Origin of the sequence: Mycobacteroides sp. H003 (genome assembly GCF_001440135.1) — a bacterium.
GTDB classification, from domain to species: Bacteria; Actinomycetota; Actinomycetes; order Mycobacteriales; family Mycobacteriaceae; genus Mycobacterium; species Mycobacterium gwanakae.
The window spans coordinates 1-21,720 of sequence record NZ_LJYL01000028.1 but is presented as its reverse complement, the minus strand read 5'-3'; the positions used below and the strand labels follow the sequence as shown (position 1 = coordinate 21,720).

At 62.7% G+C, this 21,720-nt stretch carries 16 protein-coding genes and 3 pseudogenes; 9 read left to right on the top strand and 10 right to left on the bottom strand.

Annotated features, from left to right (window positions below):
- Positions 1–96 precede the first annotated feature (96 nt).
- From AOT87_RS27940 to AOT87_RS17950, 4 genes and pseudogenes are all read right to left on the bottom strand, one after another.
- Positions 97–825, bottom strand: a pseudogene (locus tag AOT87_RS27940) (IS30 family transposase); the annotation flags it as partial.
- A 323-nt stretch (positions 826–1,148) separates the two neighbouring features.
- Positions 1,149–2,276 carry an integrase gene (locus tag AOT87_RS17960; protein WP_007172300.1) on the bottom strand — a complete coding sequence of 376 codons (1,128 nt, stop codon included), beginning with the start codon at positions 2,274–2,276 and terminating at the stop codon, positions 1,149–1,151.
- A gap of 140 nt (positions 2,277–2,416) precedes the next feature.
- Positions 2,417–2,740 (bottom strand): helix-turn-helix transcriptional regulator, encoded by a 324-nt coding sequence (locus tag AOT87_RS17955; protein WP_007172299.1) that lies wholly within the window; start codon positions 2,738–2,740, stop codon positions 2,417–2,419.
- A complete protein-coding gene (locus AOT87_RS17950) occupies positions 2,737–3,813 on the bottom strand; it encodes a site-specific integrase (RefSeq protein ID WP_007172298.1) in 1,077 nt (358 codons plus the stop codon). The genes AOT87_RS17955 and AOT87_RS17950 overlap by 4 nt, the downstream gene beginning before the upstream one ends.
- 690 nt (positions 3,814–4,503) lie before the next feature.
- Between AOT87_RS17950 and AOT87_RS17945 the strand changes: the two genes are divergently transcribed.
- Together AOT87_RS17945 and AOT87_RS17940 are read left to right on the top strand one after the other, a co-directional pair.
- On the top strand, positions 4,504–5,115 hold the full coding sequence (locus AOT87_RS17945; RefSeq protein ID WP_087139652.1) for a hypothetical protein: 612 nt from the start codon (positions 4,504–4,506) through the stop codon (positions 5,113–5,115).
- Complete coding sequence (locus AOT87_RS17940) at positions 5,115–5,723, top strand: hypothetical protein (RefSeq protein WP_007172296.1); 609 nt, start codon at positions 5,115–5,117, stop codon at positions 5,721–5,723. Before AOT87_RS17945 ends, AOT87_RS17940 begins: the two co-directional genes overlap by 1 nt.
- 645 nt (positions 5,724–6,368) lie before the next feature.
- On the opposite strand, the gene AOT87_RS17935 is transcribed toward AOT87_RS17940, so the two are convergent.
- Positions 6,369–6,950: a TetR/AcrR family transcriptional regulator gene (locus tag AOT87_RS17935; RefSeq protein ID WP_033717422.1), complete on the bottom strand. Its 582-nt coding sequence runs from the start codon at positions 6,948–6,950 to the stop codon at positions 6,369–6,371.
- A 65-nt stretch (positions 6,951–7,015) separates the two neighbouring features.
- Here AOT87_RS17935 and AOT87_RS17930 point away from each other — a divergent pair, with 65 nt between their 5' ends.
- The 3 genes from AOT87_RS17930 to AOT87_RS17920 all read left to right on the top strand — a co-directional run bounded on the left by AOT87_RS17930 (position 7,016) and on the right by AOT87_RS17920 (position 11,663).
- Positions 7,016–8,209: a cytochrome P450 gene (locus AOT87_RS17930; protein WP_007172294.1), complete on the top strand. Its 1,194-nt coding sequence runs from the start codon at positions 7,016–7,018 to the stop codon at positions 8,207–8,209.
- 104 nt (positions 8,210–8,313) lie between these two features.
- A complete protein-coding gene (locus AOT87_RS17925) occupies positions 8,314–8,733 on the top strand; it encodes an MmpS family transport accessory protein (protein ID WP_007172563.1) in 420 nt (139 codons plus the stop codon).
- Complete coding sequence (locus AOT87_RS17920) at positions 8,730–11,663, top strand: MMPL family transporter (protein ID WP_007172562.1); 2,934 nt, start codon at positions 8,730–8,732, stop codon at positions 11,661–11,663. Before AOT87_RS17925 ends, AOT87_RS17920 begins: the two co-directional genes overlap by 4 nt.
- A 50-nt stretch (positions 11,664–11,713) precedes the next feature.
- On the opposite strand, the pseudogene AOT87_RS28450 reads toward AOT87_RS17920, so the two are convergent.
- Positions 11,714–11,876 (bottom strand): annotated as a pseudogene (locus AOT87_RS28450) (DUF5078 domain-containing protein); the annotation flags it as partial.
- A 239-nt stretch (positions 11,877–12,115) separates the two neighbouring features.
- Positions 12,116–12,757: a TetR/AcrR family transcriptional regulator gene (locus tag AOT87_RS17915; RefSeq protein ID WP_007172204.1), complete on the bottom strand. Its 642-nt coding sequence runs from the start codon at positions 12,755–12,757 to the stop codon at positions 12,116–12,118.
- Between the two features lie 804 nt (positions 12,758–13,561).
- On the opposite strand from AOT87_RS17915, the gene AOT87_RS17910 reads away from it, so the two are divergent.
- Both AOT87_RS17910 and AOT87_RS17905 read left to right on the top strand, forming a co-directional pair.
- On the top strand, positions 13,562–16,648 hold the full coding sequence (locus AOT87_RS17910) for an MMPL family transporter (RefSeq protein WP_170945430.1): 3,087 nt from the start codon (positions 13,562–13,564) through the stop codon (positions 16,646–16,648).
- The gene (locus tag AOT87_RS17905) at positions 16,645–17,541 is read left to right on the top strand and encodes an alpha/beta hydrolase (RefSeq protein WP_033717417.1); all 897 of its coding nucleotides are present in this window, start codon (positions 16,645–16,647) and stop codon (positions 17,539–17,541) included. The genes AOT87_RS17910 and AOT87_RS17905 overlap by 4 nt, the downstream gene beginning before the upstream one ends.
- 114 nt (positions 17,542–17,655) lie before the next feature.
- Here AOT87_RS17905 and AOT87_RS17900 read toward each other — a convergent pair whose 3' ends face one another.
- Entirely contained in the window at positions 17,656–18,102 is a 447-nt protein-coding gene (locus AOT87_RS17900; protein ID WP_007172201.1) for a DUF6188 family protein, read from the bottom strand.
- 84 nt (positions 18,103–18,186) lie between these two features.
- Positions 18,187–18,789: a TetR family transcriptional regulator gene (locus AOT87_RS17895; protein WP_088295654.1), complete on the bottom strand. Its 603-nt coding sequence runs from the start codon at positions 18,787–18,789 to the stop codon at positions 18,187–18,189.
- Positions 18,790–19,217: 428 nt separating this feature from the next.
- Here AOT87_RS17895 and AOT87_RS17890 point away from each other — a divergent pair, with 428 nt between their 5' ends.
- Positions 19,218–19,817 carry a TetR family transcriptional regulator gene (locus AOT87_RS17890; protein ID WP_033717415.1) on the top strand — a complete coding sequence of 200 codons (600 nt, stop codon included), beginning with the start codon at positions 19,218–19,220 and terminating at the stop codon, positions 19,815–19,817.
- A 159-nt stretch (positions 19,818–19,976) separates the two neighbouring features.
- Here the strand turns inward: AOT87_RS17890 and AOT87_RS17885 are convergent, their stop codons facing one another.
- A complete protein-coding gene (locus tag AOT87_RS17885; RefSeq protein WP_174814221.1) occupies positions 19,977–20,654 on the bottom strand; it encodes a hypothetical protein in 678 nt (225 codons plus the stop codon).
- A 391-nt stretch (positions 20,655–21,045) separates the two neighbouring features.
- Between AOT87_RS17885 and AOT87_RS27935 the strand changes: the two are divergent.
- A pseudogene (locus tag AOT87_RS27935) lies at positions 21,046–21,624 on the top strand (IS30 family transposase); the annotation flags it as partial.
- Between the last annotated feature and the right edge of the window lie 96 nt (positions 21,625–21,720).

Here is a 21,720-nt window from a genome sequence, read left to right as displayed (position 1 = left end):
TCCCGGTCCAGGCTGCCCCCAGCTTCGTTACGCTGCTGCGACAGCACAACGGCGCAGGTCTCTCACCTCCGCTCGGTCACACAGCGCCTCGTGGCGCACAAGGTCGCCTTCCCAGTGGCCGGCTTCAGACCGGTCGACAGCCGAGAAGGACCGGTCGTGGATGGTGAGCATCGGCTGCTGGAACCGCGGCCGCCGGCAACTCTGGCGGTGATGCGCTCGGCGGTGATCTCGACCGGTGCGCAGCGGTGAGCGTCGGTGCGGCGCTAATCGCGAGGGCCGCATGAAACGTGAATTCGGTTGATAGACAGCTTGATAGATGCTTTCGTGGCATAACCACATCGATGAATCATCGGGGAAGCGGTGGCGGAGGTGACGGCTGATCTGTTGGGGGCTCCAACGCTGAAGAAGCAGCTCGGCGACCGCGTTACCGAGCTGGTCGTTGGTGTCGACCCGACGGCGGTGGTGACGTGCTCGTCGCGCGGTGGCTCGCCGGTGGGCATCGAAGGGCTGATATCCGCGGCCGGCTGGTGCGTTGCGCCGTAGCTCCCTCGAAATCGTCGACGGCGCTCGACCGAGTCGGGTGGCGATCGTCCGCACCCTCAGCCCTGAGTGATGCAGATCGGCGATCTCGATGCGCTCGTCCTGGGACAGGTATCGCGTGCTGATCTGGCGGACCGCTAGTCGATCTAGCGGCGGGACGAACCCGACCGCGACGCCGTTGCGGTAGGTCTTGTAACCGCGTGTCCAGTTCGTCGCAGCGGACCGGGACACACCGACTTCGCGGGCCGCGGCCCGCACGCTCCACCCGCGAGCCCGCAACTCCATGAACCGCTGACGCTTGGCCGACTGCGGACGACGTCCCGGCCCCTTCTTCACCCGACGCGACGATGCCAACACAACCTCCAGAATCTAGAGAAGTGTTGCGACCGCACCTAGAAACCACCGCGTCGACACGGGGTCAGTTTTCAGACGACGCCGACACTGTCAAGCGGCAATACGACCGAATCGAATATGGCGGGTTACCAGTGAGTTTCCCGTGAGTTCAGCCGGATTGAAGCGATTTCAGTTGGAACCCACGGCCTTTCGGCTGTGAAGGTTCATAACTGCGGCGGGTTCGCGGGCCCTGAGTCTGGCGGCGTTGGGTGGCACTACGGTTCTACCGGCTGCTCGAGTTCGTCGCTGAGCAGCCGTTCGGCCACGGTGGTGTAGCGCCGTGCGGTGTTGTGGGAGATGCCGAAGACGAGAGACAGGTGCAGTGGGTCCGGGCCTGCGGTCAGCGCTTCGTGAAGGATTCGGTCGGCACGGATGCGTTCGATCGTGAATCCATTGTCGCTCAACGATGGTTTCACCGATTTTTGACTGACCGGCGTTGTGCGCAATGCAGTTTTCGTCGTGAGTAGAACGTGCCGGTTCGGAGTGTGGGGCCATCTGTCCCGGCGGTGGTCGAGCCATGTGTTCAGCGCGATGTGGGTGAGCTCACCGAGCCGTTGGTTGTGTCCGGCAAGGGTGATCCGCCGGTTCGGCAGGTCGATGTCGTCGAGCGTGAGTTTGCGTATAACGGCTGTGCGGCAGGCATGTTCGACGCTCAGCGCCACGACGAGGCGTTCAAGCGGTTCGCTGGCGAGCTGTTCGATCGAGCGCACCTCGTCATCGGTGATGGGCAGGAGGTCCTGGTCTACTGGTTGGCTCTTCAAACCCGCTGTTGGGTTGCTGAAGACCAGAGCATTCTTCTTGGCGTGCCGGAACAGCGACCGCAGCGCCTTGATCAGATTGTGGCGCTGGTTTCCCTGAAACGGCCGCAGCGCCGCGTCGACGTCGGCCCTGGTGACCTCCCTGAGATGCTCGTAGGAGGTGGACCAGTGCGCGAGAAGGGGCTTGACCGAGCCGAAGTAGCTGTAGAGCGTCCTCGGTGATCGTGGGCGAGCACGTGCGCCGCCGACCAACAGGGTAAGGAGCCAGTGGTGGGCCGGCTCGGCGAATCCTGGCGGAAGTTCCGCGGTGACGCGGTCGATCCAGGCACGGATCGGAGGTTCGGTGTCGTCTTTCAGCAGGTCGAAGTGGGATAGGATTTCGACGAGCCTGCGACGGGACGCGAGCCGATGCGGCCGGGTTCGAACCTCGGTGAGCGGCACGCGATCACCGGTGGGCCGACCGGCCAGAAGGGTGAGCAGGGCGTCGAGGCATCGGTTTGTGGTCTCACCGCACCAATCGTGGGCGGCACCGAGTTCCCGGGCGTGTATCGCGGCGGCCGCGAGCACGGGGTCGTCGGATTCCAAGGCTGGATGCCGCCGGGGCGGGCGAGCAGGCAGTCCCGCCTTTCTGCGTTGGTAGGACGCTCTTCTTGAACAGCTTCTGCCGCAGTATTTTTGGTCGCGGCGACTGTTGGCAGGCAGCGCAGTCCCGCAGTGCAGGCAGTTCATCGCGGCGGCAGCGACCTGCCGGCGCGAGTGCGCGGCGTGACCGACCGGGCCTCACCGACCGCCGCTGACTCGTCGTCGGTGACGGGCGTGGCCGCTGCCACGGTTTCGGGTTCGGGAATCAGCAACTCGTCGACCCCGCAGCCGAGGACGGCGCAGATGACGTCCAGGTCGTTCAGTTTGATGGCGTTGGGGTTGCCCGACCACAGGCCCGACATCTTGCCGGCGCTGATGACCAGACCGCGGTCGGCGAGCATCCGCTGGAGTTCGCTGGCCTTCCAGATGCCGCGATTGGCCGCGGCCAATCGCAGGTTCCATTTCATCGAGCGAGTCCTTTCCATCGATCGGCGACCCGGCGTTGCCCGGTGACCCAGGCATCTTCGACGTGGGTGGCGTGCACGTGGATATACCGAGCCGTTGTGCCCGTCCAGGCGTGACCTAATAGTTCCTGGATCGCGAATAGGTTCATACCGGCCAGATAAAGCTGGGATGCGCAGAAATGCCGCAGCACATGCGGTGTCAGCTTCCCCGACCACCTCGGCAGATATCGGTCGGTGGCCTCGGCCAGGGCGCGGCGATAGACGTCGGCGGTCGCGCGCATACACGTCCCGTCGATGTTCTTGCGTTCGGACGGAAACAGCGGCGCAGCATGGTTTTTCGGGTCGACATCGAACAGGCCCAGCACGTCTTCGATGAACCACTGCAGGCTGCGGTCGGCGCCGTTGATCAGTGGCACTACCCGCGGCTTGGGACCTTTGCGACGAGATCCCTTGCCATGACGGACGTTCAGCTTGCCGAACCGGCCCAGCTCCCAGCGCACGTCATCCAGGTCGAGCATCCGCGCCTCGTTGATCCGCAATCCGACATCGGCCACCAGGCGAGCCACGGCGTAGTTTCGGGCGGTCGGGGCGAACTTGCGGCAGGTGACCAGCTCCCCGCGCCACCCCGCGAACAGCTGCTCCACCTCGTCGGCGGTCGGCGGGATGCGCAGCTGCGGATCCACCCACGCCCGCGGTCGGTTGATCTCATCGAGCGGGCACTCGATGACCCGGCCGCTGAGATTGTGCAACTCGACCTTGTGACGCAGTTCGAGGAACTGAAAGTACACCGTCAGCGCGGCCGCCCGCCCGGTCCGAGTCGACGCCCGGGCATCACGCAGCACCTTGCCGAAGTAGGTGTCGGCGTCAGCAGGCTGGATCTCCCACAGCGGCCGACCGAACCAGTCCCGGATCAGCTCAAGGTGATTCACGTCGTTGCGGATGGTCGAGTCGACCAACCCGGCCGATGCCCGGGCAAGGACGAATCCGGCCAGCACATCGGTCTCGAAGCCGGCGAGCTCATCCTCGGTCGCCGGTGCCCGCTGCTCCCTCAGGTCCCGCACGACAGCCAGAGCCAACCCACGCCTCCTCAACTTCACCCACAGTGAAGAATCATCAGCTGATCAGTTATCCAGTCGGCAAAGATGATGCCACTTCATTCGCGGGTTTTGCAGCAGGGACACGCCCACAACAGCTGGTCCAGGCACTCGACGGGCTGGCGCACACCACTCGGTGGCTCAGGAACCCGTCGACTGTTGGTTAACTACCGCATATAGCGCAATCGGTTGTACTTCAACGTAGTCGAGCGCCACTATACATTCCCGATAATCCGCCGCCATACGCATCGCACGCTCTTGCAACCGGTTTCGACGTGATGCAGCGAGTGTGGCACTAACGCATTGTGATTCACTCGATGAGTCAATTCCTAGGGCCGATAACCGGGCGAGCGGTCGAGCGGGCGGGCGTTTCCAGCAAACGCTCCTGCCTGTGGTCCTACTGCGCAGCCGCTCCCCCGCCGGGGGATTGGAGCCTGCTTTGGCCCGCCAACCCGAAGCCCAACAACGCATGTTCGTGCCCTTCCTCATCACGGTGGGCCTCGTCGAAGCAGCGACCTGGGAACGTCTCCCTACGACAAGGTGGAGACCGTAGCCACCGTCCGCCGACACCGCGGACCGCGAGGGGCGCAGCGTTGATCAATGAAATTGACCACCGCTGCGAAAATGCCGAAATGCGCCCCATGCTGCGGCGATCGCCCTATCGTTTGTGCCATGACGGGGGTAGGCATGCCGGCGTGGCCGGCAACAATGGCAGCATTCGTGCTCGAACTCGCCGGGATCGTGCCACCGCTAGATCCAAGAGTGCGAAATGAATTGGCTCAAGACGAAGAGAGTGTCGAGCTCGCGCAGCGTCTAGCGGAAGAACCCTCGCTACAAGATATCGTGTTCTCGGATGCGGATCATCCGTCGCTCCACACCCCTACCGTATTGTCTTTCACCGCAGAATCGTGGGCTCAGGCGCGCTCAGGTCTGGGCATCGTTGAGCGGGGTCAGGGCGAGCGCATCGCGGCCATCTGGCACACGGCGGTTCCGCTGGTCAACGGTGACTACCTGTTGACCCCGGATCCGGGTCACCCTGAAGCGGTGTCGTTCTATCGAGCCACGCGCAATGACGACGAGGGTGCGATCGATTTTCGCGTGGGCACTGCGTCGAGGGGCCCGTATGAGGTCGTGTGGGAGGACAACGACGACCGCTGCCATCTCAGACGATTCTTCAACGGCCTCTTGCAATGCAAGGTGGTCGGGTGCAGCGAGGTGTGTCATAGAGGCATCGAGGTGGACCCCATAACGGGCGCACAGTCATTTCCGTGCGGGTGTCCCTGATGTTCGGCATCGACTGGATTATTTGGGGCGTCATCATTGCCGCCGCCACGTTGGGGGCCGCAATCGGCGTGCCGGTCGTCCTCTACATCCGTCAGAACCGCGCCAACATCACGGTGACAAGCGAATTCGACAAGACCGGGTTCGTGGAAGTCGTCCTCGCCAAGGAGGGAAGCGGGGCCGCGCAAGTCGATTCGGTTGAACTCATGGCAGCTGGCACCAACACCAAGCTGCCATTAATCGGACGTTCCAAAACTGGTGCCGGGCCAATCAACTTCGATGGCGGCAAAGCCAAGATTCGCGTCTACTTCACACTCACCAGCGGGGCGAGTGCAACCGATGCCATCGAGGTACACGTCGAACACAAAGGCAAATCGTCGAGGGTCAAGTCCACCTGGACGACCAAGACCATATCTCCCCAGGCTGGCACCGAAATGATCGATCTGCGCGACCCGATTGAACCCGAAGCAGACACCACTACGAAAAAGGCGCCTGGCACTGCTGGTACTGGCACGACTGGGGCGAATCCGCCAGCAGCTCAATCAAATACACCCGCGCCAGGACTTTCCAACCCGCAGCGTGACACAGACGATCCCGACGTCAAGACGTAGAGCGTCCATCACGTCGAGGTCTCCCCCGGCGCCTCCAAGGAAGCCCGGTCGCGGAGGTTCGCGGCTGTGGCCCACACAACGGAAGGCCGTCGGGGACAGCCTTCGGGTGAGGATCCACCGGCGATACCGAATATCGCGATGTGGACATCCCACGTTGCCGAGACGCGGGTCGGATTGGCCATATCTGACTATTGCGGCCGCCGCCCGGCGGAGCCATTCGAGACCTGGATGCTTCGAGGCTGTGCCACGCCTCCGTAGCCCTGGCAAGTCCCCCGTCTGACGCTAATTTTGCCCGCGGCCACGGGCTACTTGACCCGTCGTGTGCGGGCGCATGGTTGGTGTGCGACGACCATCGAGACTTTGCACAGTGCACGAAACACCAAGGGGCGGTGTGTAAGTCGTGTGTTGGCACTGTGCTGGTGGAGTGGTCGTATTCGAAACCTGCGGTATTGCCGTGGTGGGCTAGCGGTTTTCGGGTCCGACGTTCTGGCTGCACTGGTCAGGTGCCCGGATCTCGCCGGCCGCGCACCTCCATCGGACGCGGGCGTTCTGGGGGTGAGCTGTTGGGGTAGGAGATGTTCAGAAATGCTCAAAGTCGTTGACTATCGAGCACAGGCGTGGTCGCAGATTGGTCTGCGGGGGGAGCTAGCGTGGCCGTATGCCGGTAAACACGACGTCGTGGATTGTTCGTGCGATTAGATCTTCGTCGAGCGTATCGTCGGTGATTAGGTAGGTCAGTGCGCTGGTGGTGACTGCACCGAATAGCGCGATGGCGGCAGCTCTGGGGTTGTCGAGAGCCTCGAGTGAACGGTCGTTAGCGCCCGCGCGAAGCAAGGTCTCGACGGGTTCGAAGTAGGCGGTGCTGATCATGTTGGCGATGGCGGGCATGCGGGCGGCGCGGCCCAGTTCTCCTATGAGGGCGCGACAGACAGCGGGCCGCTGGGCCATCACGCGCAGTTGGGCACTGATGACGTCGTGCAGGCGTTGGGCGGCGGCGCCGTCTGCCTCGACGATCGCGGTGACCTCGTGCGCGACGTGTTGTAGGGCGTCTTCGAGGAGGAAGGCGAGTATTTCTTCTTTGCCGGCGAAGTAGTAGTAGAGCGTGGCCTTGGCGATGCCCGTGGTCGCGGCGACGTCTTCGATCTTTGTGTCGTTGAGCCCGCGCTCGGCGAAGAGTTCGGCCGCGGCAGGCAACCGGTCGGCAATCTGAGCGGGAATCTTCCGCATAAAGTCCTCCCCTCGGTTTAAACTCTCAGTCTAAACCGACGTTCTGCAATGTGGCAGGAGACGCTATGTCGACGGTACAACTTCGCTACGATCCCTTTGACGCGGAAATTCAGGACGACCCCTACCCCGTCTACCGGCAGCTACGCGACGCGGCACCGGTCTATCACGCCGCCGATACCAACACCTGGGTACTTAGTCGCCACGCGGATGTCATCAGCGCGCTGCTTGACCATCACAGCTACTCGTCGGTCGACGGAGTATTTCCGACTCCACCGGGCTCGACTTTTCGCGAATCGCTGCTGCCGATGATGATTTTGATGGATCCCCCGCGACACGATCAGCTGCGGGCATTGGTTAGCAAGGCCTTCACCCCGCGACGAATCGCGGCGCTGACGTGCGCGATCGAGGACCTCGCTGATCAGTTGACGGCCGGCCTGATCCAGGAAGCCAGTTCGGCCGATTTCGTCGCCGACTTCGCAGCTGTACTACCGGCGATGGTGATCGCTGATTTGCTCGGTGTGCCGCGCGAGGACCGTACACAATTTCGGCGATGGTCGAACGCGTTGGTGCAGTCCAATCCCACCCACGGCGAGACCGGCGAGGCTTTGGCAGCCGCGGCCGCGATCTATGGCTACTTCACCGATTTCCTCGCCGACCGCCGCGGCCAACCGCGCGACGATTTGATGTCAGCGTTGGTGTGTGCCGAGATCGACGGAAAGCACCTTAGTGACGACGAACTGCTTGGCTTTTGCTTGCTGCTGCTGATCGCCGGTCATGAGACGACGTCGAATCTGCTGGCCAACGCCGCGGTGGTACTGGCCGACTATCGCGACACCCGCCACCGGCTGGCTGGCGATGAGAGCTTGCTCGGGGCAGCTGTTGAGGAGCTGCTGCGGTATGACTCACCGGCTCAAGGACTTTCGCGAACGTTGACCCGCGACGTGACAGTGCATGGCGTCACAATGTCGGCGGGTGATTCGGTGCTGTTGTTGTTCGGCTCGGCTAATCGTGACGAACGCGTGTTCGCTGATCCCGACGTGTTTGACATCGGGCGCAAACCCGAACACCAAGTGGCATTCGGCCGAGGCATTCACTTCTGTCTCGGTGCGTCCTTGGCCCGGATGGAGGCCCGGATCGCGTTGCGCGCCTTGCTGGCCCGCGTGCCCAACTGGGAAGTCGACTTGGGCCGCGCGCAGCGCCTGCGGTCGGGCCCGATCCGGGGCTATTTGTCGTTGCCGATCTCCTGGTCGGCGAACTAGCCGCGCTGCGGTCCAATTGGCTGTGACCGACCCGGTCGAATGGGCGGTGGGGCGCCCAACTAGCGGGAGATGGTTGGCTGGGGAGGATTCACGTTGGCGCTGCGATGAAGAAAATGTGGATCGTCCTGGTCATCGTGGCGGTGGTGGCGGTAGCGGGCTTCTGCGTACTGCGGCTTCGCACCTTTTTCGGCGTCCACGACGATCAGACGATGACCAGCGGCATCGCCGATGAGATCAAGCCGTTCAATCCCAAGCGCGTGGTTTACCAGGTTTATGGTCCCCCGGGGACGGTGGCCAACATCAACTACTTGGACATCAATGCCCAGCCCCAGAAAGCTAGCAACGTGCCTTTGCCCTGGACGCTCTCGGTTACCTCGACGCTGCCCTCGGTGAGCGTCAACATCGTCGCGCAGGGCGACAGCAACCAAATCGGCTGCCGGATCATCGTGGACGAGGTGGTCAAGGACGAAAGGTCGAGTCAGGGTATGAATGCGCAAACGTTCTGCATAGTGAAGTCCGCATGACCGATGACCGGGCCGCAGGGCTGCCGCATATGCCGGTTTTCGCGCGAACGGTCCACAAACTCGCGGTGCCCGTCGTCTTTGCCTGGGTGGGGCTTGTCGTCGTCCTCAGCGTCTTGGTTCCATCGCTGGACGCGGTCGCCGAAGAACACACCGTGTCGATGAGCCCCAAGGACGCGCCGTCGATGCAAGCGATGAAGCACATCGGCAAAGTATTCAACGAATTCAACAGTGACAGTGCGGTCATGATCGTGCTGGAAGGTGACAAGCCGCTGGGCGATGAGGCCCACCATTTCTACGACCAGATCGTCCGCAAACTCGAGGCTGACACGAAACACGTCCAGCACGTCCAGGACTTCTGGGGGGATCCGCTGACGGCCGCCGGTTCGCAAAGCTCCGACGGCAAGGCCGCCTATGTGCAGGCGTATCTTGCTGGTAACCAGGGCGAGAGCCTGGCCAGCGAGTCTGTCGCGGCGGTCCGCAAGATCGTGGACAGCGTGCCTGCGCCGTCGGGGGTCAAGGCCTATGTGACCGGCGCTGGGGCGTTGATCGCCGATCAGCACTCGGCCGGACAAAAGAGCCTCCAGAAGGTCACGATCATCACCTTCGTGGTGATCATCGTGATGTTGCTGTGGGTATACCGCTCGATTATCACCGTGTTCAGCACGTTGTTCATGGTGGTGATCGAGGTGATGGCGGCTCGGGGGGTTGTCGCTTTCCTGGCCTACAACAACATCATGGGATTGTCGACCTTCGCGGTTAATATTTTGGTGCTGTTGGCCATCGCCGCTGGGACAGACTATGCGATCTTTATTCTCGGCCGATATCAAGAGGCGCGCGGCCTAGGCGAGGACCGCGAAAAAGCCTTCTACACCATGTTCCACGGAACCGCGCACGTCGTCCTTGGCTCTGGCCTGACTATTGCCGGTGCGATGTATTGCCTGAGCTTTACCCGGCTTCCGTATTTCCAGACTATGGGTATCCCTTGTGCGGTCGGGATGCTGGTCGCCGTTGCTGCCGCGCTGACCTTGGGTCCGGCGGTCCTGACCGTCGGCAGTTTCTTCAAGCTGTTCGATCCTAAGCGCAAGATGCGGACCCGGGGATGGCGACGGGTGGGCACCGCGATCGTGCGCTGGCCCGGGCCAATTCTCGCGGTGTCAGTCGCGATCGCCCTCATCGGTCTACTCGCCCTACCCGGTTATCAAACCAATTACGACAACCGGCTGTATTTACCCCCGAGCGTCCCCGCGAATATCGGCTACGCCGCCGCCGAACGGCATTTCCCCGCGTCCCGGATGAATCCGGAATTGTTGATGATCGAGACCGATCACGACATGCGCAACCCGGCGGGCATGCTGGTGTTGGACCGGATCGCCAGGGGGGTCTTCCACATCCCGGGTGTCGCGCGCGTCCAGGCGATCACCCGGCCGCTGGGAACGCCGATCGAGCACACCTCAATCCCGTTCCAGATCAGCATGCAAAACACCACGCAGGTCGAAAACCAGCAGTACATGCACCAGCGCATGGACGACATGCTCAAGCAGGCCGACGCGATGCAACAGTCCATCGACACCATGCAGCGCATGTACAACATCACCTCGCAGATGGCCGCGGTCACCCACCACATGGACGGCCTCACGCATGAAATGTTGGATGTCACAAACACATTGCGCGACAACATCGCCAACTTCGATGATTTCTTCCGGCCGATTCGCAGCTACTTCTACTGGGAAAAGCACTGCTTCGACATCCCGGGCTGCTGGTCGCTGCGATCCCTCTTCGACGCGCTCGACGGTCTGGATCAGATCACCGAAAAATTCACCTATCTTGCCGGCGACATATCTCAGCTGGACGCCTTGATGCCGCAGATGCTGGCGCAGATGCCGCCCATGATCGCCACCATGACGACCATGAAGCAAATGATGCTGACCATGCACAGCTCGATGTCGTCGCTGTATGACCAGATGGACGTGATGAGCCAAAACTCGACCGCCATGGGCCAGGCCTTCGACGCCGCCAAGAACGACGACTCGTTCTACATCCCGCCGGAAGTCTTCGACAACCCCGACTTCAAGCGCGGTCTGAAGATGTTCCTGTCGCCGGACGGGCACGCGGCCCGCTTCATCATCTCCCATGAAGGGGATCCCGCGACCCCGGAAGGCATTTCGCACGTCGAGCCGATCAAGAACGCAGCCAAGGAAGCCATCAAGGGAACTCCGCTGGAGGGCGCCAAGATCTACCTTGCCGGCACCGCCGCGGTCTACAAGGACATGCGCGACGGCTCCAAATACGACCTGATGATCGCGGCAATAGCTGCGGCCAGCCTGATTTTGATCATCATGCTGATCATCACCCGAAGCCTGGTCGCCGCGGTCACCATCGTGGGCACGGTGCTGATCTCGTTGGGCGCCTCGTTCGGACTGTCCGTGCTGGTGTGGCAGGACATCATCGGCTTCAAACTGCACTGGATGGTGCTGGCGATGTCCATCATCTTGATGCTGGCCGTCGGATCCGACTACAACCTGCTGCTGGTGTCCCGTTTCAAAGAAGAAATCGGTGCCGGTTTGAAAACCGGAATCATCCGCTCGATGGCCGGCACCGGTGCGGTGGTGACGTCTGCGGGCCTGGTCTTCGCCGCCACCATGGCCTCGTTCATATTCAGCGATTTGAAAGTCGTCGGGCAGGTCGGCACCACCATCGGCCTGGGTCTGCTGTTCGACACCCTGATCGTGCGCTCATTCATGATGCCGTCCGTCGCCGCGCTGCTGGGGCGCTGGTTCTGGTGGCCGCAGCAGGTACGCACTCGCCCGGCCAGCCAGCTACTTCGGCCCTACGGGCCACGTTCGGCGGTTCGCGCCTACCTGCTGCCCCGGCAAGATGACCCGCAGTCGGCGACCACCGACCGGTTCCCGGCGGCCTCACCGCACTACTAAGGCATTGCTGAGGTGCATGCAGTCCCGACCGCGGCGGGACTAGGGCGGGGTTAGCTCCAGTTCCAGACCGACATTTCCCCGGGGAAGGTAGTTGTTGCACACGTGGGTGGACTTGGCGACAACGCCCTTGTTGTTGCAGAAGATCTTCATGTGATTGGGCCACGCGAACCAAAGCGGATCGCCGTAGACAGCCTCGGAGAACACGCGAGTTTTGCAACATCCAACGCACCTTTCTCAATAGCGCCCGACGGTCGCTAAGACATCGACCTAAACGCCTACTTTCTGCTGCACCCCGCACCAGAAGACACTTCGGCGACATAGGCCCGCTGGTGACGTTGGCGGTTGGTCTATAGGGAAACCATCAAAGACCTCACCGTCGAGCATGAAGTCCTGAAGTCTTGGAGGACAAAGTGAAGCGGCTGCTGCGGAAAGAGGGGTTTGCGGACGGTGGCCTACGATGCGGGCTCATCGGCCTTGCGGCGGTGCGCGGCGAGGAAGTCATCGACGATGCGCTCACAGTCTTGACGATCGATGGCACGCAGCCCGGTGAGTCGGGCAAACGCCACTGGCCCGACGAGTTGACACAGGATGAGCTCCGGGTCGAAATCGTCGAGGTCGGCGCGGGCTTCGGGGCTTTGCAACAGGGCATCGAATGGCTGGCGATACTGGTCGATGATCCGTGTGCGCAGCGCGTGCCGGTCGTGGGTTTCCTGGGTGCCGTTTGGTGTGCGGCCAAGCGCGACCCAGGCCAGGGTGGTGACGTGCAGCGGTGCCTCCTGGAACAGCGTGGCCTGTCGGCTCAACAGTTCGATGAGTTGGTCGCGCAACGATCCCGTCTCCGGTGCAGGGTGGACCTGCGGCAGCAGCCTTTCAAATGTGGCGGCAAGCAGTTGAGTGGAGCTGCTGAAGTGGCGATACAGGGTCGTGCGCGCGACTTTGGAGGCTTTGGTGACCGCGTCGATGGTGACGGCTTCGATGCCGCCGGCGCTCAGGAGTTTGGTGGCCGCATCCAATAGCCGGGTTCGTGAGCGCAACAGGCGCGGGTCGACGTCATCATCGTCGTCGACCGGGAATTCCAGGGTGTCGCGCTCCATGTAGTCACCGTAAACCTCGCGCGTAGCTGGCCGGCACCGAATCGCGGCTGCATCGGTCGATTGATTCGACCCCTAGACGGCTACGCTACTACTAGTAGCGTAGCGATACCACTAGTACACTTGTCTGTAAGGGTCTGTGGGGCGAAGGAGGACGCATGATCGGGCAGCGGGTCGGACGATCCCTGGTTGAGCAGCTCCAGGGCGCGGCCACCACAGGCCGGTTCGTGTGGCGGACGAACGAACTCTGCCGGCGGGCGCGAGGGGGAATCGCACAGACGGGCGGGGCTGGTCGGCGATGAATGTGCCGCTTGGGCTAACCAAGACGCATGTGTGGGCGCGGGGGGTTCGCGATTTCAGGCTGGTCCGCCGCGGTATCACTCGGCGCCTACACCGACAGCCGCCGGTTGATGACCGCGGCCGCGTTCGTCCCCGTCACTACCCTCCTCGCTCCTGCTCCTACTTGGACGACGAGTTGATGAACCGGGAAATGTATGACCACGTGCGCGACGAGCCGATCAGGTTGATCTCCCGGCTGGGATTTCGCCTGCGCCGTTCATGAAGCGGTCACTGTTTCGGAGTCGGTGCATCGTCATTGTCAAACCGCCTGTGCGCAAAGGGATCACGTGTCGCTGTACCGGACATGCTGGACCGTCGACGGCGCGTTGGTCACCGCCTGAAGCGGCTGGTTGCGCGGCGGCGATCAGAGAGCTTCGGACACCGGTGGCGGTTTCGCCGGGCAGGTAGAAGGGTACTGGTAGTACTGTTGCGATACCGTTGATTTCTTTCGAAGTAGCGGGGCGGGGGATGGCAGACAACGGGTGGGTCTCTTCGGGCGTGGCGACCTTGAGTCGCCCTGTTCGGGAGCGACTTCAAAAGGTTGCGGCCGGTGAGGGCGCGTACAGCGATCGGCTAGCGCGCTTGGCGGGTTTCAGTATCCGACATAAGGTGCTGATCATCGGCATGTGGGTGGTGAGCGCCGCTGCCCTGGCGGTGCTGTTCCCGCAGCTGGAAACCGTTGTTAGACAGCAGTCAGTGAATCTCATACCGCGCGATGCGCCATCGCTTCAGACGGTAGACCGCATGGGCGCGGCCTTCGGCGAGCAGGGATCCAAGACGACGATATTTGTCGCGATGGAGGATCCGGCGGGCCTGACTGCGCCGGTGCGCGGACGCTACAACGCGATGATTTCCCGGTTGCGTGCCGATTCGGAGCATGTGCGCTTGGTTCAAGACTTGTTGGCCGACCCAGTCACCGCAAGCCAGGCAGTCAGCCAAGACGGCAAAGCCTGGTATGTGCCGGTGGGAGTGGCCGGAACGCTGGGCGATCTCAAAGCTGCCGAATCGGTCCAGGCGGTCCGCACGATCGCCGCCCAGGCATTCAGCGGCTCACCCACCGATGTTCGCGTCACCGGGCCCCCGGCCACCTTCCGCGATCAAATCGCTTCGGCCGAAGAGGATTTGGTTGTCATCTCGGTCGCGACAGTAGGCCTGATCGCGATGATTTTGCTGGTCGTGTATCGGTCGGTGTTTACCGCCTTGCTGCCGCTGCTGGTCATCGGCGTGAGCCTGGCGGTGGGGCGCGGAGTGCTATCAGCGTTGGGCGAATCGGGCATGCCGGTGTCGCAGTTCACCATCGCCTTCATGACGGTGATCTTGCTGGGTGCCGGCACCGATTATTCGGTGTTCTTGATCAGTCGATATCACGAGCAGCGACGCCAAAACGTCCCGCCGGATCTGTCGGTGATCAACGCGACCGCCACCATCGGGCGCGTGATTTTGGCTTCGGCCGCCACCGTGGCGTTTGCGTTTCTGGCCATGGTGTTCGCGAAGTTGAGCGTGTTCGCCGCGTTGGGTCCCGCGTGCGCAATCGCCGTCTTTGTCGGGTTTGCGGCCACGGTGACTTTATTTCCCCCGGTGTTGGCGCTGGCGGCCAAACGCGGCATCGGTGAACCCAAGGCCGACCGCACACGCCGCTACTGGAACTGGATCGCCGTGGCCGTGGTGCGTCGACCCGTTCCACTGCTGGTCGCCAGTCTGGCCCTGGTGCTAGGCCTGGCGGCCGTCGCGCTGACTATGCACATCAGCTACGACGATCGCCAAGGACAGCCGGCGACCACCGCCAGCAATGAGGGGTATCACCTGCTGGACCGCCACTTTCGCAAGGACGTCATCATCACCGAATTCATGCTGGTTGAATCGCCCACTGATATGCGCACCAGCAAGGCCCTGGCCGACCTGGATGAAATGGCGTCTCGGGTCTCGCAACTGCCTGGTGTCACCAAGGTCTCCGGTGTCACCCGGCCCACGGGCGCACGCCTGGACCAGGCTCAACTGTCGTGGCAAAACGGCCAGATCGGTAACAAGATGGCCGGCGCGGTCGCCAAGGGAGACGCCCATAAGGATGACCTGGCCAAACTCACCCACGGCGCCGACCAACTCGCCGGCGGTCTCGCGCAACTGGACACCACCTTGCGCACCGCGTTGACACCGTTGACCGGGATCCTCACTCAGGCCCAGTCGAGTGGATCCCAAGTCCAGCGGTTCCGTCCGCTGCTACAGCAGCTTTCGGCTACCGCCCCTGCCGTCGACCAAGCCATCCGAACCGGTCCGGGGCTGCGTCAGCAAGCCGACCAAGCCCAAAACGCAATCGCCGCCATCGACCCGCTCGTCGGTGCGCTCAACACCTCCCCATGGTGTGCGACCACACCGGAATGCGCCCAACTCCGCGACCAGGTGCAGATCCTGGTGACCCTGCGCCATACCGGCTTCTTCAACCAGCTTGCCAACCTCGGCGACCTGTACCAGCCCGGCAGCGACACCGCGGCCGGCACCGTGGCCGACGTCCAAAACGCAATCACGTCGCTGGACAAGGCTTTCGGAGCACTCGGCGACCCTGCCGACCTGGCCGGCAACATCCGCCGCCTCCAAAGCGGCATCAGCCAACTCGCCTCCGGCGCACAGGCCCTCGCCACCGGCGTGCACACCCTGGCCGACAGCAACATCGAAATGCTGTCGGGCATGAGCCAAATCGCCACCCAACTGCAGAATTCCGCACGAACCACCGCCGGCTCAGACAACGCCAGCGGCTTCTACCTTCCCACCAATGCCTTCGAGAACCGCCAATTCGCCGACGTCGCAAAGCATTTCCTGTCGCCCGACGGCAAAACCGCGCGTTTCGCCATCGAATCCAGTTACGACCCCTACAGCAGCGACGCGATGAACCTCGCCCACAAAATCACCGAGATCGCCGATGCCGCACGACCCAACACCTCGCTGGCCAACGCCACGGTGTCGATGGCCGGATTCCCCGCCGTCAACTCCGACATCCAACGCCTGCTTTCCGCCGACTTTCATCAGCTGGCCTTTGCGACCCTCGTCATCGTCGGCCTCATCTTGGTCGTATTGCTGCGCGCCCTGGTCGCCCCGCTCTACCTGTTGGGTACCGTCGTGCTCAACTACGGCGCCGCGCTCGGACTGGGAACCCTCGTCTTTCAATATGGCCTCGGCAAGGAAATCGCCTGGCCCGTACCGCTTCTAGCGTTCATAATCCTGGTGGCCGTCGGCGCCGACTACAACATGCTGCTCATCTCGCGACTACGCGAAGAATCGACCCACAACATTCGCGTCGGCGTCCTGCGAACCGTCGCAAATACCGGCTCAGTCATCACTTCGGCCGGGCTCATCTTCGCCGCCAGCATGTTCGGCCTGATCGTCGGCTCCATCGCGATCATGATCCAAGCCGGGTTCATCATTGGCTGCGGCCTACTTCTGGATACCTTCGTCGTTCGCACGCTCACGGTTCCCGCGATCGCCACACTGCTGCGCGAAGCGAGCTGGTGGCCGCAACGGAAACCCCTGACTCACAACGGCCGACCACATCGGACCACATGACAATTAGCCAGGAGCGCATCCGCACCAGCGACGGGATCACTCTCGTGGCCGACTGCTACCGGCACGCCGCGACTCGCCCCGTCGTGCTGCTCCTCCATGGCGGCGGTCAGAACCGTCACGCGTGGGCCACCACCGCTCGTCGACTCCATTCCCACGGCTACACCGTCGTCGCCTACGACACACGAGGTCACGGCGACAGCGACTGGGACCCGATCGGACAATACGACGTCGAACGGTTCGTATCCGATCTGATCTCGGTACGAGGACACGTCAGCGCCGACAGTCCCCCCGCCGTCGTCGGCGCGTCGCTGGGTGGGCTGATCATCCTCGCTACCCATCTGCTGGCCCCACCCGACCTCTGGGCAGCCGTTGTCCTGGTCGACATCACCCCGCGGATCGAATTTCATGGAGCCCGTCGCGTCGTGTCATTCATGGCCGCCCACCCCGACGGATTCGGCTCACTCAATGACGCCGCCGACATCATCGCCGAATACAACCCCCGGCGCGCGCGACCCGAAAATCTCGACGGCCTGCACAAGGTCCTGCGGCAACGTAGCGACGGACGATGGATCTGGCGCTGGGACCCAGCGTTCATCAGCTCCAACTTCGATGTCCTGCAAGGCAATCTCATGACAGGCAGCGAGGAGTTCGACGCCATCAGCGGATTTCTCGCCGAAGGAGCACGTCGAATCACGGCCCCAACGCTGTTAGTACGCGGCGCACTGTCAGACGTAGTCTCCCAGGAAACCGTCAACGAATTCCTCCAGCTCGTCCCGCACGCCGAAACGACGGACGTCACCGGCACCGGTCACATGGTTGCCGGCGACAACAACGACGCGTTTACCGCCGCGGTCACCGACTTCCTCGACCGCACCACAAGGACCCCGACGTAAGCATCCAGCGAACCTGCACCCGCCCCGGCTGACACGTCGGACACCCATCGAGATGGCTCGATCTATCGTTCGCACGCCTTCGGCGCTTGTGCCGTCCTGTCGCCAGGCGCGCGGCTACTGATGCGCCATGGCCACTGATTGTGTTGCGTCTAAGTCATTCTCGTCAACAGGAAGGTCGTGCCGAATCACCCGGACTCGACCCCGCGGCAGACACGCCATGTAGCCGTGGCACTTGCCATAGAGCTCCCACGAAGTCGCCGCCGCATCCGGGTCGACATCGATGCGGTGGCCGCGGGAGAAACACAGATGCAGCGCACCGTCGTCGTCGCACCAGGCACGCGTGCAGATCGCTCCGGCCAGGTCCAACAGTGGCCGCTCCTCGGCCGAAAGATTGATAGGGTCGATCAACACTTCTTCCTCAGGCCAGCCTGCTGCCGGAGGGAGGGTCAGCCGCATCGGTCGGGAAATCACCAGCTGGTTGTGATCGTCCAGGTCGACTACCAGCCCTTCGTGCAGCGAGACTCGTTGCACGGTGCACTGCTCGATCCATTGCGTGTACATAACAACTCCCTTCGACGCACCGGCGAGTCACCTACCTATGCTACCGCTAGTAGCGCACCGATACTATTAGTATTGCTATGCGCTCTAGCTCGCGTTCCACGCAGCAAGAATGCGCTGCAGACCTCGATCAATGCGCTCGCGCGCCTCCGCTGCTGTCGCCCGTCCGACGACGAAAGCCATTAGATTGGCCAGCCAGATATCTGCGATGACTCCGGCGATCTGTCGCTCGCAAGCTCCCTGCGTCGGCCCACCAACCGTGCGCGCCAGCATGCTTTCGACGACGTCGGCGGCGTGTTGCACTGTCAAGGCTTCGTCTGTGCCCGCCATAACGAATGCCCGAACCACGGCCTCGGTGAGCTGCAGGTTTTGCTGCCACTCGTCGTGGAGCCGCGCTGTCAACGATCCCAGTCGGTCACTCGGGGAAGCGGCGCACGTGCTCCAGTCGCGTTCCTGATTCACCCGCTCGAACTCACGGGCGAGCAGCGTCACCAGCAGGTCGGTCTTCGACGCGAAATGGTCATACAGTGACCCGACAGTGATGCCAGCTTGCTTGGCCACCGTCTTGAGACGCACGGCCTTGAAACCGCCCGCCGTTGCGACCGCTCGGGCAGCATCGAGGATTGCGGTGCTGCCCCCGGTACCGGTCTCGGAATCTGGCGCCGCGCGGAACGGTACGTCAACCGACACTACGACTTCACTTCGGGGATAGACCTTTCGACGAGGAGGTGGCGGGATGACATTCCTCAAATCCCCCTTCGGGGAAGACGATGTCTTTGCAGACCGTTGGATATGCGTGCAGCCGCAAGCGCAACTGCAAGAGCCGCGAGTGCGGTAAACGGGGCTAGCACGAGCGTACTGGTGACACAGCCATGAGTGGGTACTGAAGCTGTGCCGTCCAGACCGCGGTGCGAAACGCGGACCCGATCGGCGGACGCTTCCGGGCGCACTCGGCAGCGAATACTCATGCGGGTAGCCGCAATTCCCCACGCAACCCACGGCACCCGACGCTGCGACACCGGCAAGGAAATACCCCCAGTACTTTCGGTTTCGCTACGCTACTGTTCGTACCATAGCTCATAATGCAGTTGGAATGTCACATTGACGAAGGTGATGGCATGCCGTCAGCAAACATCCGCTCGTTACGGGACCGACGCCGCGCCGAGTTGATCTCCGAGATCCAGAACACCGCACACCAGCTTTTCGCCGAACGCGGATTCGCTGCCGTGACAACCGAGGACATCGCGGCCGCGGCCGGAATCTCGATCAGTACCTACTTCCGCTACGCACCCACCAAGGAAGACCTGCTTGTCGCACCCGTCCGGCAAACGGTCGCCGAAATCGTTGCGTCCTACCGCGCCCAGCCGTCCGATGCATCAGCAACCGAAACTCTGATGCGTCTGCTTATCGAAACCGCTTGGGACAAAGCAAATCAGAATCTGCAATACTGGCGAGAAGCCATCCGGACCGCCCCCCACCTACTGGGCGAATCGGCGCTGATCAGCGAGAACGATAACCACCGGCTCATCGAACTGGTCGCTACGCATATGGACGTCGACGCGGTGACCGACATCCGCCCCTCGCTGCTGGTCCACACGGGTTTGGCCACTGCACAATTCATACTTCGGCGCTGGCTTAGCACGGACACCAAAACGAGTCCACCGCTCCACATTCAACTGGAACAAGCCTTGAGAATCACACTAGCCGGATTCGACTAATCGCGGACCGCGATGAACCATCGCGCTCGGCGGCAGCCGCGGCCGTTGCCACGTCCACAGCCCGGAGGACCCGGCCGGTAACCCGAAACCCCACACCATATTTGTAACGGCAACCACCGGTGATCAAATGGGCTAACCCTAGTGGGGCAGGCGCAATTGCTAGGTAGAGCCCGCTTTTCGGGTGGCAAGATACTGATTCCAGTCGCGTTTGGCATATGCCGCCCAGCGGGTCGCGGTGACGATATCGATGGCGAGTAGGTCGGCCAGAACTGCGCCCGGTAACTCGGCTGCCATTGTGATGAGGCCGGTGTTGCGACCGCCTCGGATTGTCAGGCCGCTATGTTTGAGTCGCTTGCCGAACACGCCCGAGTTGACTGGGCGGTCTGGTGTTCGTCCGGGAAACAGGAGCCGGTCCGGTGTTGAGGGTTCGGGCAGGGTCGAGCGCCGGGTTGGACGCGGCAGTTGTGCGAGCAGTTGGGCGAGCTTAGGAGGCAGCACCATTTCGTGGTCGCGCAGGGTGAGGTAGGTGTGGCCGTCCTGGGTGTGTATCTGGTTCTGTCGTAACCCGAGTACTCGCATGGTGGTGATTCCGTACAGCAGGATGAGCGCACCACTGGCGCGCACATCGATGTCAATGGTGTTGTCGTTGAGGCATCGGCGGAGTTGCTCGAGGTGCGTGGCTTCGTCGATGAACACCGAGGGCGGGCTGGGTCGGTTGGCCGGCGCGGAGGCGCCGTGGGTGATGCGACGCTGAGTTGTCCAGTGCAGGAAGGGCCGGATCTCTCGGTGTCGCCAGGTGCCGTGGGCCAACCAGTTGTCGATGTCTGCTTGGTCCATGGTGGCGAGGGTGCGTCCCCGGGTCTCGAGCCAAGCGAGGAATTCCAGTGCGACGCACACCTGGCGGCGAATGCGTGCTGCCCCGGTGTCGGCGTCGTCTGAAAACTGACCCCGTGTCCCCGGGTGGTTTCTAGGGGCGGTCGCAACACTTCTCTAGGTTCTGGAGGTTGTGTTGTCATCGTCGCGTCGCGTGAAAAAAGGCCCGGGCCGACGGCCACAGTCCGCCAAGCGTGAGCGATTTACGGAGCTGCGCGCCCGGGGCTGGTCCATCTTGGCGGCGGGTCGTGAAGTCGGTGTGTCCCGTACCGCAGCAAACAATTGGGCAAGGGGGTACAAAACCTATCGGCGTGGCGAGGCCGTGGGATTCGTGCCCGCACTCGATCGTTTGGCTGTGCGCCAGATCAGCGATCGCTATCTATCCGAAGAGGAGCGGATCGGCATCGCCGATCTGCGCCGCACGGGCATGGGTGTTCGGCAGATCGCCACCACGCTTGGCCGGGCACCATCGACCGTATCGAGGGAGTTGCGCCGCAACAGCCGCCGCGACGGCCAGTACCGGCCGTTTGAAGCCCACCGCTGGGCGGTTCAGCGCAGAGCGCGTCGTCACCAGCGGCGGGTCGACAAGAATCCCGCCCTGTGTGACCTGATCGCCGAGCTCCTCGCTCAACGGTGGAGCCCGCAGCAGATCGCCCGACACTTGCGGCGCGAATACCCCGAGGACCGATTGATGTGGTTGTGCCACGAAAGCATCTACCGGGCTGTGTACCAACCCCATTCGCGCTTGATACGGCCGCCACAGGTCAGGTCGTCACACCGGGGTCCGTTGCGCACTGGCAGGACCCATCGCCGCGCGCACCAGCGGCCGGGTCGGCGGCGTCCGAGGTTCGCCCAGCCGATGTTGTCGATCCATCAGCGGCCATTCGCTCCCGCCGACCGCAGCCAGCCGGGGCATTGGGAAGGTGACCTCGTGCGCCACGAGGCGCTGTGTGACCGAGCGGAGGTGAGAGACCTGCGCCGTTGTGCTGTCGCAGCAGCGTAACGAAGCTGGGGGCAGCCTGGACCGGGA

Bases quoted from the DNA above. Each gene is read 5' to 3' on its own strand.
- AOT87_RS17900 (WP_007172201.1), bottom strand. From the start codon at position 18,102: ATGTACACGCAATGGATCGAGCAGTGCACCGTGCAACGAGTCTCGCTG.
- AOT87_RS17930 (WP_007172294.1), top strand. From the start codon at position 7,016: ATGTCGACGGTACAACTTCGCTACGATCCCTTTGACGCGGAAATTCAG.
- AOT87_RS17935 (WP_033717422.1), bottom strand. From the start codon at position 6,950: ATGCGGAAGATTCCCGCTCAGATTGCCGACCGGTTGCCTGCCGCGGCC.
- AOT87_RS17955 (WP_007172299.1), bottom strand. From the start codon at position 2,740: ATGAAATGGAACCTGCGATTGGCCGCGGCCAATCGCGGCATCTGGAAG.
- AOT87_RS17920 (WP_007172562.1), top strand. From the start codon at position 8,730: ATGACCGATGACCGGGCCGCAGGGCTGCCGCATATGCCGGTTTTCGCG.
- AOT87_RS17945 (WP_087139652.1), top strand. From the start codon at position 4,504: ATGACGGGGGTAGGCATGCCGGCGTGGCCGGCAACAATGGCAGCATTC.
- AOT87_RS17910 (WP_170945430.1), top strand. From the start codon at position 13,562: ATGGCAGACAACGGGTGGGTCTCTTCGGGCGTGGCGACCTTGAGTCGC.
- AOT87_RS17925 (WP_007172563.1), top strand. From the start codon at position 8,314: ATGAAGAAAATGTGGATCGTCCTGGTCATCGTGGCGGTGGTGGCGGTA.
- AOT87_RS17915 (WP_007172204.1), bottom strand. From the start codon at position 12,757: ATGGAGCGCGACACCCTGGAATTCCCGGTCGACGACGATGATGACGTC.
- AOT87_RS17940 (WP_007172296.1), top strand. From the start codon at position 5,115: ATGTTCGGCATCGACTGGATTATTTGGGGCGTCATCATTGCCGCCGCC.
- AOT87_RS17885 (WP_174814221.1), bottom strand. From the start codon at position 20,654: ATGGACCAAGCAGACATCGACAACTGGTTGGCCCACGGCACCTGGCGA.
- AOT87_RS17905 (WP_033717417.1), top strand. From the start codon at position 16,645: ATGACAATTAGCCAGGAGCGCATCCGCACCAGCGACGGGATCACTCTC.
- AOT87_RS17890 (WP_033717415.1), top strand. From the start codon at position 19,218: ATGCCGTCAGCAAACATCCGCTCGTTACGGGACCGACGCCGCGCCGAG.